The following is a 17,377-nucleotide window of genomic DNA, read 5'->3' on the forward strand; positions in this document are numbered from 1 at the left end:
ATTAATAGGTAAATATTATTATATTATAAAAATTTACAATATTTCAAAACCTTGCTACAATCCAATCAGATTCTTCAGAATATATGAAAAATCAAAACTTGGAAAATAGCAGGGGGTTATCTTTTTGAAGAAGAAAAGTACGTTGAAGGTCCTTTCCAGCGTAGCGGCAAGCGCTGTCTTTGCTTCCACATTATTTGCTGGTTCGTTTGCTGGATCACCAGCGGCAACTAAGACTGTAGCAGCAGCAACTGCTCCGGAATCAGCACCTATCGATTTGAACATCGTTGACCAGGATCGCCTGGCAAAAGCGTTACAGGAGCGTGGCTTGATTGCCAAAGGTGCTTCCAGTGAAGAAATCAACAAAGCAGTAACAGAATATATCAAGAAAAAGCAGGGTGCTAAGTCGGGTAAGACAGACAAGCATACTGCAGAAGATGCCTTATCCAAGAAGTCCAAGGACTTTTTAACAAAGCAAAAGGACAAGCTTACCAAGCAGCTTGAAAAAGGGCATGACAACTATAAAAAGGGCAAGCCGACAGGTTATGCGAAAGTAGATCCTGCAAAACAGGCTACTTACAATGGTGAAGTAAGAGAGGATAAGGTTCTTGTTCTTTTAGCTGAATTTGCTGACTTCAAGCACAACAATATCGAGGAGGAAGAAGGCTATATGTATTCAGACGACTTTAGCCGTGAACATTATGAAAAAATGCTGTTCGGTGACGAAGAGTTTACACTATTTAATGGTGAAAAGGTCCAGACATTCAAGCAATATTACGAAGAACAGTCTGGCGGAAGCTACACTGTCGATGGAACTGTAACTGACTGGGTAACGGTACCAGGCAATGCAGCTGACTACGGTGATGACAATCCAGAGGGCGGCCATGATAACCTAAGTCCAAAAGGACCGCGCGATTTTGTAAAAGATGCATTGAAAGCAGCCGTTGAAGGCGGTCTTGACCTTTCTGAGTTTGACCAGTTCGACCTTTACGACCTGGATGGCGACGGCAACCAAAACGAGCCGGACGGACTTGTTGACCACTTGATGGTCCTTCACGCTGGTGTCGGCCAGGAAGCTGGCGGCGGAGCACTAGGTGACGATGCAATCTGGTCACACCGCTGGGTATTAAATGGAGTTTATAAGGTTCCAGGAACAGAAGGAAAAGCACAAGTTCCTTACTGGGGCGGATCAATGGCTGCATATGATTACACAATCGAGCCTGAAGATGGAGCTGTTGGTGTTTTCGCACACGAATTCGGACATGACTTAGGTCTTCCGGATGAGTACGACACACAGTACACTGGCCAGGGCGAGCCGGTTGCATCATGGTCAATCATGAGCGGCGGCAGCTGGAATGGAGCAGTAGCAGGAACTGAGCCTACAAGCTTCTCTCCACAAAACAAAGAGTTCTTCCAAAAAGTGATGGGCGGCAACTGGGCAAACATCACTGAAGTGAACTATGACGAAATCGATAAAAATGGTTTGACTGCGGTCATCGACCAAAGCGTAACAAAGTCTAAAAATAACGGGATTGTTAAAGTGAATCTTCCTAAGAAGAAGGTTAAAGGCATTGAGCCTGGTTTCGGTGAAAAGTACTATTACAGCACAAAAGGTGATGACCTGCACACTGCATTGGAAACACCAGTATTCGATCTGACATCTGCAACTGCAGCAAAGTTCGACTACAAAGCATGGTACGAAGTAGAATTTGATTATGACTATGTATACGTAAATGCAGTTACTGCTGACGGCAAATCAGTTAAATTAGATGTAATTGGTGACGAAAACACTGCCGACGGAATGGAATCATCAAAAGGCCAGTGGGTAGATAAGTCTTATGACTTAAGCCAATTCGCAGGACAGAAAGTGAAGCTTGTTTTTGAATATGTAACAGATGGCGGTCTTGCTCCAGAAGGATTTGCAATGGACAACCTGAGCCTGACTGTTGACGGCGCAGTTGCTTTTTCTGATGATGCAGAAGGCACTCAGCAAGTGACTCTTGATGGCTTCATCTCTTCAAACGGCTTGTTTGATAAAGATCACTACTACTACCTTGAGTGGAGAAACTACGCTGGTGCTGACAAAGGCTTGATTGAAGGCCGCGGCGTTAAGTACAACACTGGTTTGGTTGTTTGGTACGGTGACGACAGCTTTACAGACAACTGGGTAGGTGTTCACCCAGGTGAAGGTTTCATTGGAGTAGTTGATTCACATCCAGAAGCAATCGTAGGTACTAAAAATGGAAGTCCTACTGTTTCACAGAGCACGCGTTATCAGATCGCTGACGCAGCATTCTCACTTGATAAGGCACCAGAGTGGTATATCAACTCACCATCACGCGGTGAATATACTTACGAAGGACTGCCAGGTGTGACAACTTTTAATGACTCTAACAAGTATATCAACACACTGATTCCGGATGCAGGCAAAATCTTGCCTAACTACGGATTGAAGTTCCAGGTCATCGGCGAAGCGAAAGACAACTCTGCTGGTGCAGTTTGGATCCGTAAATAATAATATTATGCCGGGCGAATTCTCGCCCGGTTTTTTTGTTTTAACTGGAAAAAAACACGACTTTTTTCCAAGTCGCTAATAACCATGGCATTTTCGCCAATAATACTGTGAAATCGCCGAAACACTTAAATTATTAGCAAGAAAGTTGTCGATATCGCAATAGTATTGTGAACTCCGCCAATAAAATAACTCATCGTCACTTTCCCTGACTAAAAAGTGTGAAAAAACGGTATTTATCGGGGGAATACTGGACTTATAATCGTGTTTTAGCTAGTATCAATACTAGAATGTTACGTGAAGGAGAAAATCATGTCAGAAACTCAACCTATAATCGCTCAATTGAAGCCATTCCTCCAGCAGGCCTGGGAAAAGGCAGGCTTCGAGGCGATGACTTCAGTCCAATTGACGACAATCCCATTAATAATAGAAGGAAAAGATGTTGCGGCTGAATCGCCGACTGGTACTGGTAAAACCCTGGCGTACCTGCTGCCTGTTCTCAATAAAATCGATGCCAGCATGCAGAATACTCAAGCAGTCATCCTTGCATCGTCACAGGAACTGGTCATGCAAATCCTTTCGGAAATCCAGAAGTGGGGAGAAGGCAGCGGAATCAAGTCCGCAAGCCTCATTGGCGGTGCCAATTTAAAGCGCCAGCTGGACAAGCTGAAAAAGAGTCCGCATATTATAGTCGGAACGCCTGGCCGAACAAATGAACTGATCAAGCAGAAAAAGCTGAAGATGCACAAAGTCCACACAGTTGTACTGGATGAAGGCGACCAGCTGCTGACACCGGAACATAATGAAACGGTCAAAAGTATTGTAAAATCAACACTTGCTGATCAAAGGCAACTTTTATTATTTTCAGCAACACTGCCAGAGACCGTCGAAAAATCAATCAACAGGCTGGGAAACGATCCTGAAATCATCAAGGTAAAGAAGGATGAAACGATTGATGCGGCAAAAGTCGAGCATATCTACTTTTTCAGCGAACAGCGTGACAAAATCAAAATCCTCGAGAAGATAGCCCGTCTGGATGGAACGAAGTCACTTGTATTCATTAAAGATATCCCTAACCTGACCATCACCGCTGAAAAACTGAACTTCAAAGGAATTCAAGTTGGTCAGCTGCACAGCGAGCTTACTAAGCAGGACCGCCAGAAATACCTGAAAAAGTTCCGCGAAGGCAGCAGTGAGATGCTGCTTGTCACCGACATCGCGGCGCGCGGCCTGGACATTAAAGGCGTCACACATGTGGTCCACTACGATTTCCCGAGAGAGCAGGACAAATACGTCCACCGCTCCGGCAGGACAGGCCGTTTTGGTGCGGAAGGCACAGTTATCTCGATTGTAAATGAAAGAGAAGAACGCGATTTAAAAAAATTCTGCAAGGCACTCAATATTTCTCCAGTGCAAAAAGAATTTCACGGTGGCAAAATTGTGGATGCTGAATAAGTGAATTTAAAGCTATAGGCTGCAGCCTATAGCTTTTTTGTCCAGAATGAAGGGATTTCCTTATAGAGAAAGAATATATTCCATAGTTTAATTTTGAAAGGAATTGTTGATTTTGAAAAATCTACGTTTGAATACAATGATGGAAGAGTGGCTTCCGGAAGCAACGATTGATGAAATGCAGGAAAAAATGAAGAACGGTGAGTTGACTTCGCATGATCTCGTCCTGATGTATCAGGCTCGGATTGCTGCTTTTGATAAAACAATTAAATCTGTAATTGAGTTGAATCCGGATGCTCTTCACATTGCTGCTGCACTGGATGCTGAAAGAAAGCAAAAAGGTTCAAGAGGTCCGCTGCATGGCATACCAGTCTTAATAAAAGACAATATCGATACTGGCGATAAGATGCATACAAGTGCTGGTTCGCTGGCGCTGAAAGATTCCATTGCCAGGAAGGACTCCTTTGTTGCCGCTAAGCTCAGGGAAGCTGGTGCAGTCATCCTGGGGAAAACGAATATGACTGAGTGGGCCAATTTTATGGCAAATGGCATGAAGAGCGGTTATAGTTCACGAGGCGGGCAGGTGCTGAATCCATATGGACCTGGAAAATTCGAAGTCGGTGGATCTAGCGCAGGGTCTGGCGCAGCGATTGGAGCAAATCTGGCTGCAGCGGCGGTCGGTACCGAAACAGATGGTTCAATTTTAAATCCTTCCTCGCAAAATTCACTTGTCGGCATCAAGCCGACAGTCGGTCTGGTCAGCCGCAGCGGCATCATACCGATCGCCCACACCCAGGACACCGCGGGACCGATGGCAAGGACAGTAAGGGATGCGGTTTATCTTTTGGAAGCCATAGCTGGGAAGGATCCACAGGACCCGGCAACCATGGCGCTTTTACCAGAGTTCAGCCACGATTCCTTATTTGATGACCAGGCATTTAAAGGAGCAAAGATTGCTGTTGTGAGGGAAGACTATAGTGGAAAATTGACCGAGGAACAGGAACTTATTTTTCAAAACGCGGTTGATAAACTGGCTGAGCTCGGCGCTGAGGTAGTGGAAGCATCTATCCCGGCTTCAAAAGCAAATTGGGGATACAAGGTATTGAGCTATGAGTTTAAGGCTGACCTCAATGCTTATTTGAACGGATTAGGACCTAATGCACCTGTTAAAACCCTGGCTGATGTGATTGCCTTCAACTATCAGCACGGCGAAAAAATGCTGAAGTATGGCCAGGAAGTTCTGCTTGAATCAGAAGCAACCAGCGGGACCTTGACAGAACCTGAGTACCTCGAAGAACTTGAATATAATCTTTATATGGCAAGAGAGCAGGGGATTGACTATGCCCTGAGGGAATACGGAGCGGATGCGGTGCTTTTCCCGATGGATGGCTCCACAATAGGATCAAAGGCGGGATACCCATCAGTTACAGTCCCGACTGATTATACACAAGAGGGGGAGCCAATTGGAATTACCTTCTCAGGCACCGCCTTCAGTGAACCGAATTTGATCAGATTTGCCTATGCCTACGAGCAGGCAACCAGGGTCCGACGGGCACCTGTGCTTGGAATAAATGCCAAGGAAAAAATCCATACTACTCCATGAATCCATTAAAAGGAGCGAGGAAGCATGGGTAGACAAAAGCTTGGCAACGGAAACGCCCAGCGCAACAACAATAAGAAAAAAGGCAATAACACGCCGGAAGAACTAGTTGAATTCACAACCGGCCAAAAAGAAAAGAAATTAAACAATCCGATTGATTAAACAGTAAAGTGCCCTGGCAACCAGAATAAAGTGTACCCTTTGTAAAGGACATTCTAAAAAAAACCTATGCAGTTTTAAGAAGATGATCTCTGTATTGAACAGGGGTCATCTTCTTTAGATTCCACTGATATCTCTGATTATTATAGTAAGTAATATACTTGCTTATCTCACTTCTCAGTTCATCTAAAGTCTTACATGCTTTTATATCAACCTCGTCTTTAAGGTGGCCAAAAAAGGATTCTATAGGGGCGTTGTCCCAACAGTTTCCACGTCTGGACATTGACTGACGCAAGCCCAGCTTCTTGACGAGTTTCTGAAAATCAGGGTGGGTATAGTGAGTCCCCTGATCAGAGTGAATTAACGCATTCTTAGCCTTCTTGAAGTTTCGATTCCTCTTCAGCTTGTCCAGGGTGTTAATGGCGAGTTCCATGGTCATCCGGTCAGATAAATACTCAGCCAGGATTTGACCTGTCGACCCATCCTTTATGACGGATAAGTAAGCTCTTTGTCCATTCCAGTAAGTTAGATAAGTAATATCAGTAAGCAGAACTTTTCCAGGTATCCCTTGCTTAAATTTACGGTTTAACAGGTTTGGCATCACCCGGTGCTCTTGGGTGGCCTTCATCATTCTCCTATAAGGGTTGGCCTTTCTAATGGGGCAGATAATACCGTATTTCTTCATGATTCGGCGAATGCGCTTCAGATTGTAGACAACACTAAATTGACCCGCCAATGTCATTTTGATTTGGCGTGCGCCTTTCTTACGCTTTTTGAATTGGAAGGCTTTTAGAATGATTTCTTTAACCAGCTGATCATTCTCCTCTTTTCGCTTTCTTCGTTTTTGTGAGTCCACTGAAAAGTAATTATAATAACCACTTTTTGAAACACCTGATACCGCACATAGATAGCTGACCATATTCTTCAGCTTATATTTCTCAATGACTGAACGAATAAGGATATACTTTTGGCAAGGGGGGAGGGCTACTTCTTCATCCCCCTTTCCGCGAACCGGATCTTTTTTAGCAGCTCGTTCTCCGCCTTTAGTAAGTTGATTTGTGCCTCCAGGCGGGCATTTTTCTCTTCTAATGACAGTTCTCTGTCTTTCGGACGCCCTGAATTTCCAGGCCTGGTATCACGCAGTCCAGCCACACCATTCTCCATGTATGCTTTCTTCCATCTTTTACTGGCTGACCTAATTCTATCCGTCCCCAAGATTTCTACATCAAACCCACACTCTTCAAATATTTCTCTCGCCAATTTGCCTGATTCTTTTTTTGCGATAAATAAACTCTTAAAATCATCTGTATAGGTGATTCCTTTTGAAGATACAGATTTAACATATTTGTTAGCTGAAAGCTTTTTGATCTCTTTCTCTGTAAATGTCTTTTTACTCATAACCCTTCTCCAGTCCCTCATGTTGTATTGCTTAATTATACAAAAAAGTACCCTATAGGTAGACTTTTTTTAGGTGTCTACTCTATAGGGTACACTTTAGAATGCCAGGGCACTTTTTTTCCTAATAGGTATTATTCTATCCTAAATCCAATTATCAATATTGGCTAAAACGATGATTTATCGACCACATTAGAAGACATATCAGTCGATTTTAAATTTTATCGACCACATTCATGAATATATCGACCACATGCACGAATATATCGACCACATTCACAATTAGTCAATCAGTCAGAATACATTGATCACATCCACGAAAAACAACCGAAATAAATCTTGCAATCAATGCCCGGTCCCTTTATCGAAATTGCTTCCCGAGACATCGGCTACATTTTCAATCGCGATGAGCGCATTGGGATCGATATCATCGACCACTGAACGCAGGGTGGATAATTCAATCCGGCTGACAATGGTGTAGATGATTTTCTTCGGTTCGCTTGAAAAAACGCCCTGGCCCTGGATATAGGTCAAGCCGCGGCCTAGTTGTTTCAACAGGGCTTCAGCGACTTCTTCCGGGACATCGGAAATGATGGTCACCGATTTTAACTCTTCCATTCCTTCGACGACTACGTCAATCATCTTGAACGCGAAAAAATAAGTGATGATTGAGTACATGGCTGTATCCCAGCTAAACACAAGCAGGGCGGCCAAAATAAAGATGAAAAAATTCATGATCATGACAATCTGTCCCACCGACACGGTGCGCTTTTTGCTGACTAGAATGGCGATGATTTCGGTGCCATCCAGTGCTCCGCCAGCGCGGATAACGAGGCCGACACCGGTTCCAAGGATGACGGCACCAATGATGGTTGCCAGGAATAAATCATCTGTCACACGGTCAAAGTGATGGAAATACGCCGTTGCCCCGGATAAAATGATGACTCCGTATAAGGTGCGCAGCGTAAATTTCAAGCCCATCCTTCGGTACCCAATATAAAGAAAGGGCAGGTTGAACACAATCAGGAATATACTCATCGAGGTGTTGGTCAATTCTGCTGCGATAATCGAAAGCCCTATGACCCCGCCATCCAGGATTGCGTTGGGCACGAGGAACATATCAAGCCCGAATGCCGCAATGATAGCCCCAATTGTGATTGTTATAATATTTGTGACCTCTTTGATCACTCTTTTTTTCTTTGTAGCTGCCACTAATTATCAAACCCTTTACTATGAAATCTACTAACTATTTACAGTGTATGTACTATACTTATTGTAACAAACTTTAAGTACAGCTGGAATTTTTACATTATATATCCATGATTAGTAAAAGTACAAATTGGGGTAATGAGTAGAGAAGTTACTCGAAACAACGGAGGGACCATTTTGGCAAAGAATACTCAGGTTGAACATAGATCGAATCGGACATCTTCGAAAAAACAGAAGAGTCAACAGTCTCGTAAAGCGAATGAAAAACGGGGCAGCAACTCTTATTTAAGAACTAACCCCAACCCGGTAACTGAGAATCACCGGCTAAAACGTGTTGATGAGAACGAGGATCAGGCGGAGAAAAGCCCCCAACATAACACAGGAAAGGCAGTAAAGCAGAACAGCGGCAAACAAAAAACGCAGAATGTAAAGGAATCAGCGTCTCAAGAATCAAAACAAAAAGGGAGCCGCAGGAAAGCAGGTCAGTCCAAAAAAGCTCCTGACCCCAACGCTGAGAATGGTACAGGTAAAAATCAAAACACTAAATCGCCCCAGGATCAAAATTTTAAAACTTCCGGGGATAAAGAATTGAAATCATCACAGGATAAAAACGGCAATTCAGCTAAAGTTAGAGAGTCATCAAAATCATCACAAGCAAAAAATCAGGAGAAAACTTCACCAGACAAAAATTCCAAATCTGCAAAAAACATAGATTCTAAATCTGGACCAAATGAAGAAGTAAAGCATAAGGAGCAATCTGGCAAGTTTGAGACGGCGTTCAACAGGATCCATAAAGCGCTGAAAGAGATGGTGAAGGGGACGGACAGCGATGCGTTTGTCGAGCTGCTGTACTCGGGTTATAAAAACCATTCATTGATCCGAAAATATAAGAGTGAGCTGCATCAGTTTGCAAAGCTGCGGAATGCCATTGTCCATGAGAGGGTGAATGCAGACTATTATATTGCCGAACCGCATATCGAGGTAATTGAACAGATTGAGGAAATCGCAAAAGAGTTCGAGAAGCCGCAGACAGCTTTATCAATTGCGACAAGTCCTGTATTTTACTATTATGAGGATGCTTATTTAAAAGATGTGCTCAAGGTGATCAACAAGTTTGATTTTACAAGATTCCCTGTCTATGACAAGGAAGACAAATATGTGGCGCTGCTGACGTCAACGGAAATCATCCAGTGGATGGCGAAGCATTTTTCTGACAATGTTGTCCATTTTGAAGACGTCCGGGTAAAAGAATTGCTGACGAAGGGAAAAAATTATTTCGTGACTTTTGTGGATGAGGAGGCTTCCTTATATCATATTGAGGAATTATTCGAGCGTTATCACACTAGAGGCAAGAAGCTTCAGGCGGTTATCATCACAGAAACAGGCGATCGTCATGGAAAACCGATCGGTGTGATCACGCCATGGGATTTGCTTGACAGTGACCCGGATGACTAAATTCTCACACCGCTTAATTCATTTGAAAATCCTTCATTGACGAGGTAACGGCCATATTGATATACTTCAGCTAATATCATTCATTTTAAAAAATAACTCTTATCCAGAGCGGCGGAGGGACAGGCCCTGTGAAGCCCGGCAACCTTCTTTATTAGAAAGGTGCTAATTCCTGAAGGATAAGTGAGGCTGAGCATTTGGAACCTCTCCTTATTTGGAGAGGTTTTTATTGTTGGCTTCTTTTTCTAGTTTACTGTAGCACTTCGACTATCAGTAGATAAAAAGCGACTGAGTTTCATTCCAGTTGTCGGTGCAAACAAACAATAAGCAAAACTATTCAGAAGCAGGTGGACGAAATGAGGAAAAGGTTTGAAACGGAAGTGCTTCATTCCAAACATACGAAGCAAAAGGGAATAAAAAGCAAAGCAACGCCAATTTATCAGACTTCGGCTTTTACCTTCAATGATCTCGATGAACTTGAAGGGTTTTACCAGGGTGAAGGCAATTATTTATACTCCAGGGTTGGCAATCCAAATACGGATGAGCTCGGACAGTCGGTGGCGGCTCTTGAGCATGCAGAGGACGGGGTGGCAGCATCCTCGGGATTGGCTGCGATTTTGGCAGGTGTCCTTGCAGTAGTGAGAAGCGGTGACCATATAGTTGCCGCGGATGATGTATATGGAGGAAGTTTCCATATGTTAAAAGCAGAGCTAGAACGCTTCGGTATTGAAACGACATTTGTGCCGTTCTCCGACTTGAACAATGCCGTAAACGCCATAAAGCCAAACACGAAGCTCCTGTATACAGAGTCGATCACAAATCCGCTCCTTCGGGTTGAAAAGCTGGACGAAGTTATCGCGCTGGCAAAAGAGAGAAATCTTGTATTATTAGTAGATAATACATTTGCTACGCCACTCCATGTGCGTCCGTATGAGTTTGGTGCCGACCTAGTTGTCCATAGTGCAACTAAATACATCGGCGGACATAGCGATGTCACTTCAGGTGTCATTGTTGGCAGAAAGGAATTAATTGCTGAGGCCCGCGCGAGGATCGTGAATTTAGGAGCGAATCTCAGCCCTTTTGAGGCTTGGCTGACCTGCAGGGGCTTAAAGACACTTGCCCTAAGGATGAAAGCCCAATCAGAAAATGCTAAATTGCTTGCTGAAAGTCTGCGCGGAAACAAGAATGTCGCAAGGGTATACTTTCCATTTGCAGAAGCTGAAAAAGGCTTCGGAGCTATCGTCACGATTGAGCTTGCAGAGCATGTAGATACAGATTTATTTTTCAAATCCCTTGGCTGGATAAAAATCGTTCCGACACTGGCCGGAGTTGAAACAACGGTTTCCCATCCTCTGAAAACCTCCCATCGTGCACTGCCTGCTGAGGCTCAAGCCGAACTTGGCATAAGCTATCGTCTGGTCAGGATTTCGGTTGGAATCGAACACAGCGAGGATATCGTTTCACAATTCGATGCGGCACTGGCTAATGCTTTAAAATAAATCAAATGCATTTACAGCTCTGTTTTGAATGGCAAAATGGACTTCAAATAGTGGTACTGAATGTCCATATAACCTTTGATAATCCTTCGACATAAGGTTTACACCTCCTGGAGGCGGGTATCTATAAAAGGACTACTCGTCTAAAGGAGGCTGTTAATATGTTTGAACATGAAAAACATCTTGTAGGAGTATATAATAACGAGCAAGACGCAATTCAGGCCGTTGAGGATCTGAAAAGGCAAGGGTATCATACCGATGATATCTCTGTTATTAGTAAAAACGACGAAGAAGTTGATCACGTCAACGAAGCAACCGGTACGAAGACTGAGGAAGGTCTTGCTGCGGGTGCAGCAACAGGCGGAATCTTAGGCGGACTTACCGGATTACTTGCAGGCATCGGTGCACTTGCGATTCCTGGTATCGGCCCAATCGTGGCTGCAGGTCCGATTGCTGCTACGCTTACAGGCGCCGCAGTGGGCGCAGGTGCGGGCGGATTGGCTGGAGCATTGATTGGAATGGGTATTCCTGAAGATGAAGCCGAACGCTACGAAGGCTATGTAAAAGAAGGTAAAATCCTGGTCGTAGTCGAGCGTGATGAAAACAGAGTTGGTCTGAATGATACAACTACTGTTGATTCAACTAGAACTGCTGGCTTGGACGGAACAAGATCTCACAACCCGGTTGATGCTCCGCTTACGTCGGACAACCCAGCCAACACTCGTTTTGACAACACACGTGATTTTTAACCTATAAAAAAGGCTGCCATCTGGCAGCTTTTTTTATAGGTTAAAATAATGAGTGCGTTCATGCAAGGTTCTTTCATAGACAGGCATACCCACCTGCACAGAGGACGATGATGCAAAACCGCCTTTGGTTTAACCGGATTTCGGAGTGGAAAAACTGTCCTAACTGGCTGGATTTCATTAGTAGATCTAAGTTGTGTTACCGATGCCAATGCAGTAGTTGATGATTAGGAAAGTGTTGTGAACAAGCTGGCTGCAGCGACATAGCAGCCAGCTTTTGCTACTCTTCTTCCCTAGTATCCAGTAAATCAATCCGACTTGCGTCATCAAAGTCAAAAGCAGAGGTTATGAAAAACATTAATACGCCGGCAACCAGGCCGAGACAAATGACAAAACCGATGGTCATTACCCAAAGATATCCCATATTCCTCATTCCTCCCTCAATAAACTATATGCAATGTGAAAGTGATGTTTTCTTCTAATCTAAAGTTAAATCGGTATATTTCAATCGAATAATCTCATCCTATCAGGTGAGGAGGCATGAAAATGTTTAAAAAAATCATATTGGCAATGGTTTTAATGTATCTGGCTGTTCCGACCTCGTCGTTCGCTCAGCAGGTCTATACGGTTCAGTCAGGAGATACCCTCTGGAAGATTTCGATTAGATACAGGGTTGGCCTTTCAGAGATCATTTCAGCTAACCTGCATTTAAAGAATCCTAACTTGATTTATCCTGGCCAGAGGATCAATATTCCTAACTTAAGGGCAACAAAGAGTATTGAAAGCGAGGTAATCGAGCTGACAAACCAGGAACGCTCAAAGAATGGACTCAAGCCGTTTGCAGAGGACTGGCAGCTTTCCAGGGTTGCTCGCTACAAATCTGTTGAAATGAGAGATAAAAACTATTTTTCTCATACAAGCCCTGTATATGGCAGTCCATTCTCCATGATGAGAAGCTTTGGAATCAATTATCGAAATGCCGGCGAAAATATAGCCGCCGGCCAGAGGACTCCAAATGATGTAGTGCAGTCATGGATGAACAGTCCGGGACATCGGAAGAATATCCTGAACCCTGCCTATACCCATATTGGTGTCGGGCATGCATCAGGAGGAAATTATGGCCACTATTGGACCCAAATGTTTATCGCTAAATAAAGAAATACCCCAGTGAAGCTGTCGCTGGGGTATTTATATTGAATGGTCCGGCATATCAGTAAGCCTCAGGACCTACATGAAAATCAAGCTCAGGCACGTTATAGATATTTTCCGTAAAAGGTAAGATGAGTACATAAGAGATAAGGAGGAATTGAACATGAAAAAAATTGGTTTGCTTGCTGCCGGTTTCATTGCTGCCATGGTGCTGATCTCCAACCTTGGCCCGCTCGTGGGATTGGGCATAAGCGTGTTAGTGCTTTACTTTGTCATCAAGAAGTTCTTAAAGGCTAACTCGACAGGAGGCAAAGTCGGCTGGGGAATTGCAGGATTCATCATCCTGATGGCCACTGCTTCAAACGTGCCAGCCATCCTGGGAATAGCAGCAGCTTACGTGCTCTACCTTGTGTATAAGAATTGGGACAAGAAAGAAAACGTCATGCAACAAGAGAACGATCCTTTCATCAATTTTGAAAAGCAATGGGCACAATTGAAAAACAACTAAGCTTTTAAAAAGCAGAAATCATTAGAATCCAAAGGAGAGATATTAAATGGCTAATCTATTAACAAGAATTAAAAACACCGTAATGGCAGACCTTCATGAGGCACTTGACCAGAAGGAGAGAAAGAACCCAATTGCACTTTTGAACCAGTACCTTCGTGAGTGTGAAGCAGAAACGGAAAAGGTGAGAAAGCTGCTTGAGCGCCAGAGTCAGCTAAAGGAACAGTTTGCTCGTGAATACCATCAAGCGCTTGAAATGGCAGAAAAAAGGAAGTATCAGGCAGATATCGCGCTGAGCGCAGGAGAATCCGAACTTCAGGAGTTTGCAAATCAGGAACAGATCCAATACGAAGAACGTGCAGCCAGGCTGAAGGAAGCGAAAGAAAATGCGGGCAAGCAGCAGCTGGAACTGGAACGGAAATACGAAGAAATGAAGCACAAACTAAAGGATATGAATATCCGCCGACTTGAGCTGATGGGCCGTGAAAATGTAACCCGGGCCCATTACAGGATGGATCAGGTGCTCGATAATAGTTCCTACTCCGACAAGCCATATTCAAGGTTTGCGGAAATGGAAACCTATCTTGGCCAGCTAGAAGAAAAGGTCAACAGCGATTATCACCGGAACACCATTGAGGCAGGATTGCCAAGCTTGAAAAAGAGTACAAAAATAAAGAAACCCATACTATTTAATAGGCAAAACATGGTATCCTATAAAGGCGCAGGCAGCTGCGCCTTTTGGATATCACCTCGAATGAACTTCAAGTTATAATCCTCTCAAAAATTAGTCCAATATTTTAGAAGAAAGGGGGAAAACAGCATGTTGAATATGAAAAATGATTATATTAGCTGGATTGTGATTACCGGACTCATCTTGCTTTTACTGGAAGTTTCTTTTTTCAACGAAGGGCTGATTTTCTCCCTTCTGGCCAGTGGAGCGATGATCTACTTTGGGCGTTCGTTGATGCCGAGAAAATCAGGGAAACTGCTTTTTTGGGCCGGATTGTTCTTTTTGCTCAGCAGCGTTTTCAGCATGATGACCTTCAGGTTTTTCCTGTTAGCGGTTCTGGTCTATCTGGCTTATCAATACATTCAGTCAAAAAAGAAACCCGAAATCATCACGCCAGTTTTACAGGAGCCTGAAAAAGCAAACGGTAAGGAAATGCTGATTGAAAAACCGCCTCTTTTCAAAAACCGTTTCTTTGGCCATCAGGAAACGCCATCTTATGTATATGATTGGGATGATGTCAACATCCAGGCAGGGATTGGCGACAGCGTTATTGACTTAAGCCTGACAGTACTGCCAAAGGGTGAGACGGTAATCTTTATCCGGAATCTCATCGGGAATGTTAAGGTGTACGTACCATATGATTTAGAAGTGACCCTCCGTCATTCATCGGTAGTCGGTTCTGCGGAGATTTTTGAGCATCAAGAAGCGAGGGTACTGAATCAGAGCCTATTCATACAGACACCTGGCTACGAACAGGCATCGCAAAAGGTGAAAATCTTTACCTCGATGGTCGCGGGGAATATCGAGGTGAAACGTATATGACAACTGCCATGCGCCAAATTCTATGGGGTCTGGCCCTTGGAATCATTCTGTTTATAGCACTGACACTGTCCTATTGGCTAGTTTTCCCGGCTCCGCGTTTTTCTGATCTGTGGAACCGTGAACTGATGGATATCCCGTTTGTCATCTTTACCTTCAGTATAAGTGTAGTAGCGGGCATCGCATTCGGGATGACTTCTGGCATATACTGGCGCAAGCAGTTTAAAGCGGTCAACAACTGGCTCTTTCAGCTTGAAGAAGGGCAACAGCCAGAAATCGATGTAATCCAGGGATATACAGAGCTTTCCACAATCTCACAACGAGTCACCAAACTGCATAAGCAAATATCTGAAAAAGCGATGCTGTCACAGAGGCTGGCTACTGAAAAAGCGGAGGAGCAGGAATCGCGGATACAGGATATCATTTCTCAGGAGCGCAACCGGCTTGCGAGAGAGCTGCATGATTCGGTTAGCCAGCAGTTATTTGCGGCATCCATGCTGATGTCAGCCATCAATGAAACAAAGGGTCCTTCCGAGGAACGTGAAGCAAAACAGCTGAAGATGGTAGAGGAGATGATCCATCAATCACAGCTGGAAATGAGGGCACTGCTTCTCCATCTCCGACCGGTAGCGTTAAAAGGGAAGAGCCTGCAGGAAGGAATTGAAGAGCTCCTGCTAGAATTAAGACAAAAAGTCACGATGGATATAAATTGGAAGGTCGAGCAATTTCCGCTGGATAAGGGAGTCGAGGACCACCTTTTTAGGATTCTGCAGGAATCGATTTCCAACACACTGCGCCATGCAAAAGCGGACCAGCTTGAGGTCCTGTTGATCCACCGCGATGACATAGTCATATTGCGGGTGGTTGATGACGGGATAGGTTTTAACGTCGAAGAAGCGAAAGCAGGCTCGTACGGCCTTCAGAATATGCATGAACGTGCCGGTGAAATCGGAGGGACAATGAAGATTGTAAGCGTTGAAAATAAAGGGACCAGGCTTGAGGTTAAGGTTCCTATTTTAGTGATGGCAGGTGAGAAGAATGATTAAAGTAGTGTTTGTGGACGATCATGAAATGGTGCGGATTGGAGTTTCATCTTACTTATCAGCACAGCCGGACATCGAGGTAATCGGTGAAGCCGACAACGGCAAGGCTGGAGTCGATATGGCACTTGAATTGCGGCCTGATATCATCCTGATGGATCTGGTCATGAAGGAAATGGACGGAATAGAAGCGACAAAGCAAATCATTGAACAATGGGCAGAAGCGAAAATCATCATTGTGACCAGTTTCCTCGATGATGAAAAGGTATATCCAGCGCTAGAAGCAGGGGCAACAAGCTATATGCTGAAGACCTCAAAGGCCAGCGAAATAGCAAATGCAGTACGGGTTACCTATTCTGGCCAGCCTGTCCTTGAACCTGAGGTGACCGGAAAGATGATGATGAAAATGCGCCAGAAGCACAGCGTCGAATTGCATGAAGAGCTGACCGAACGCGAGATGGAAGTGCTGAAGCTGATCGCGGAAGGAAAGACAAACCAGGAAATTGCAGATGAGCTCTTTATCGCCTTGAAGACCGTAAAAACGCATGTCAGCAATATCTTAAGCAAACTGCAGGTACAGGACCGCACCCAGGCAGTCATCTATGCATTCAGGCATTCTCTTGTAACATAAAAAAAGGAGGTGGAGCGGATGGAACCGCTTGCGGGTATATTCAGCCTGATGGGGATTTGGGTTTCAATAGTCCTTCCGCTGTCCTGGCCACCTTATTCGTCATCCTTGTGACAAGCACAAAAAGACAGGAAGCATTGATGAAGGAAATTCTTGCAGAATTAAGGAAGAACCATTCTGATAAAAGTTATTTAGACCAATAAGACTATCAATGGACAATTAAACGAGCGGCTCTCTCTAAAAAAACAAAAAGAGGCCAAGCGATGGCCCCAGATAAAACTAATTGGCTTTTTCTTCGATTACATCTAACTTCATAAGCATTTCGCTTAACGCAATGGATATGACTTCCCGTTCTTCAAATTCATTTGGATAATGGGAAGCGCAATTTATATAGTTATGCTTTTCAGCTAACTTTTCTTTAATTTTTTTACACATCCAGAGCTGGTAATCGGAAAGTTCCAGTTGTCTTAGCATTGTCACCCACTCCT

17 protein-coding genes and 1 riboswitch are annotated in these 17,377 nt (G+C 44.1%); of the genes, 13 read left to right on the forward strand and 4 right to left on the reverse strand.

What is annotated here, in order from left to right; translation table 11 throughout:
* Positions 1-124: 124 nt before the first annotated feature.
* The 4 genes from B5X77_RS04150 (at position 125) to B5X77_RS23640 (ending at position 5,723) form a co-directional block, all read left to right on the forward strand.
* On the forward strand, positions 125-2,512 hold the full coding sequence (locus tag B5X77_RS04150; RefSeq protein WP_079505375.1) for an immune inhibitor A domain-containing protein: 2,388 nt from the start codon (positions 125-127) through the stop codon (positions 2,510-2,512).
* 309 nt (positions 2,513-2,821) lie between these two features.
* Positions 2,822-3,964: a DEAD/DEAH box helicase gene (locus B5X77_RS04155; protein ID WP_079505377.1), complete on the forward strand. Its 1,143-nt coding sequence runs from the start codon at positions 2,822-2,824 to the stop codon at positions 3,962-3,964.
* Between the two features lie 112 nt (positions 3,965-4,076).
* On the forward strand, positions 4,077-5,564 hold the full coding sequence (locus B5X77_RS04160) for an amidase family protein (RefSeq protein WP_079505379.1): 1,488 nt from the start codon (positions 4,077-4,079) through the stop codon (positions 5,562-5,564).
* Between the two features lie 24 nt (positions 5,565-5,588).
* Entirely contained in the window at positions 5,589-5,723 is a 135-nt protein-coding gene (locus B5X77_RS23640; protein ID WP_257391715.1) for a hypothetical protein, read from the forward strand.
* A 64-nt stretch (positions 5,724-5,787) separates the two neighbouring features.
* Here B5X77_RS23640 and B5X77_RS04165 read toward each other — a convergent pair.
* A protein-coding gene (locus B5X77_RS04165; RefSeq protein WP_257391716.1) for an IS3 family transposase occupies positions 5,788-7,118 on the reverse strand; the annotation gives its coding sequence in 2 pieces (ribosomal slippage) (positions 5,788-6,737 and positions 6,737-7,118; 1,332 coding nt in all).
* 342 nt (positions 7,119-7,460) lie between these two features.
* A complete protein-coding gene (locus B5X77_RS04170) occupies positions 7,461-8,327 on the reverse strand; it encodes a YitT family protein (RefSeq protein WP_079505381.1) in 867 nt (288 codons plus the stop codon).
* 174 nt (positions 8,328-8,501) lie between these two features.
* Between B5X77_RS04170 and B5X77_RS23645 the strand changes: the two genes are divergently transcribed.
* The 3 genes from B5X77_RS23645 (at position 8,502) to B5X77_RS04185 (ending at position 12,021) form a co-directional block, all read left to right on the forward strand.
* Positions 8,502-9,779 (forward strand): CBS domain-containing protein, encoded by a 1,278-nt coding sequence (locus B5X77_RS23645; RefSeq protein WP_257391717.1) that lies wholly within the window; start codon positions 8,502-8,504, stop codon positions 9,777-9,779.
* A 96-nt stretch (positions 9,780-9,875) separates the two neighbouring features.
* A riboswitch (SAM riboswitch) is annotated at positions 9,876-9,962 on the forward strand.
* Positions 9,963-10,132: 170 nt separating this feature from the next.
* Positions 10,133-11,275 carry a trans-sulfuration enzyme family protein gene (locus B5X77_RS04180; RefSeq protein WP_079505383.1) on the forward strand — a complete coding sequence of 381 codons (1,143 nt, stop codon included), beginning with the start codon at positions 10,133-10,135 and terminating at the stop codon, positions 11,273-11,275.
* Positions 11,276-11,433: 158 nt separating this feature from the next.
* The gene (locus tag B5X77_RS04185) at positions 11,434-12,021 is read left to right on the forward strand and encodes a YflT domain-containing protein (protein WP_079505385.1); all 588 of its coding nucleotides are present in this window, start codon (positions 11,434-11,436) and stop codon (positions 12,019-12,021) included.
* 277 nt (positions 12,022-12,298) lie between these two features.
* Here B5X77_RS04185 and B5X77_RS23205 read toward each other — a convergent pair whose 3' ends face one another.
* The gene (locus tag B5X77_RS23205) at positions 12,299-12,442 is read right to left on the reverse strand and encodes a hypothetical protein (protein WP_176167192.1); all 144 of its coding nucleotides are present in this window, start codon (positions 12,440-12,442) and stop codon (positions 12,299-12,301) included.
* A gap of 122 nt (positions 12,443-12,564) precedes the next feature.
* Between B5X77_RS23205 and safA the strand changes: the two genes are divergently transcribed.
* The 6 genes from safA to B5X77_RS04215 all read left to right on the forward strand — a co-directional run bounded on the left by safA (position 12,565) and on the right by B5X77_RS04215 (position 16,892).
* Positions 12,565-13,173: a SafA/ExsA family spore coat assembly protein gene (safA, locus tag B5X77_RS04190; RefSeq protein WP_079505387.1), complete on the forward strand. Its 609-nt coding sequence runs from the start codon at positions 12,565-12,567 to the stop codon at positions 13,171-13,173.
* A 157-nt stretch (positions 13,174-13,330) separates the two neighbouring features.
* Positions 13,331-13,675 (forward strand): lmo0954 family membrane protein, encoded by a 345-nt coding sequence (locus B5X77_RS04195; protein ID WP_079505389.1) that lies wholly within the window; start codon positions 13,331-13,333, stop codon positions 13,673-13,675.
* Between the two features lie 46 nt (positions 13,676-13,721).
* On the forward strand, positions 13,722-14,444 hold the full coding sequence (locus B5X77_RS04200) for a PspA/IM30 family protein (RefSeq protein ID WP_079505391.1): 723 nt from the start codon (positions 13,722-13,724) through the stop codon (positions 14,442-14,444).
* Between the two features lie 48 nt (positions 14,445-14,492).
* Positions 14,493-15,224, forward strand: coding sequence for a cell wall-active antibiotics response protein LiaF (liaF, locus tag B5X77_RS04205; RefSeq protein WP_079505393.1), 732 nt, complete (start codon positions 14,493-14,495; stop codon positions 15,222-15,224).
* Complete coding sequence (locus tag B5X77_RS04210) at positions 15,221-16,267, forward strand: sensor histidine kinase (protein WP_079505395.1); 1,047 nt, start codon at positions 15,221-15,223, stop codon at positions 16,265-16,267. The genes liaF and B5X77_RS04210 overlap by 4 nt, the downstream gene beginning before the upstream one ends.
* Positions 16,260-16,892, forward strand: a complete 633-nt coding sequence (locus B5X77_RS04215) for a response regulator transcription factor (RefSeq protein ID WP_079505397.1) — start codon at positions 16,260-16,262, stop codon at positions 16,890-16,892. Before B5X77_RS04210 ends, B5X77_RS04215 begins: the two co-directional genes overlap by 8 nt.
* A gap of 276 nt (positions 16,893-17,168) precedes the next feature.
* On the opposite strand, the gene B5X77_RS04220 is transcribed toward B5X77_RS04215, so the two are convergent.
* A complete protein-coding gene (locus tag B5X77_RS04220) occupies positions 17,169-17,363 on the reverse strand; it encodes a hypothetical protein (protein ID WP_079505399.1) in 195 nt (64 codons plus the stop codon).
* Positions 17,364-17,377 lie beyond the last annotated feature (14 nt).

It is taken from the genome of Mesobacillus jeotgali (assembly GCF_900166585.1).
Taxonomy (GTDB): domain Bacteria; phylum Bacillota; class Bacilli; order Bacillales; family Cytobacillaceae; genus Mesobacillus; species Mesobacillus jeotgali_A.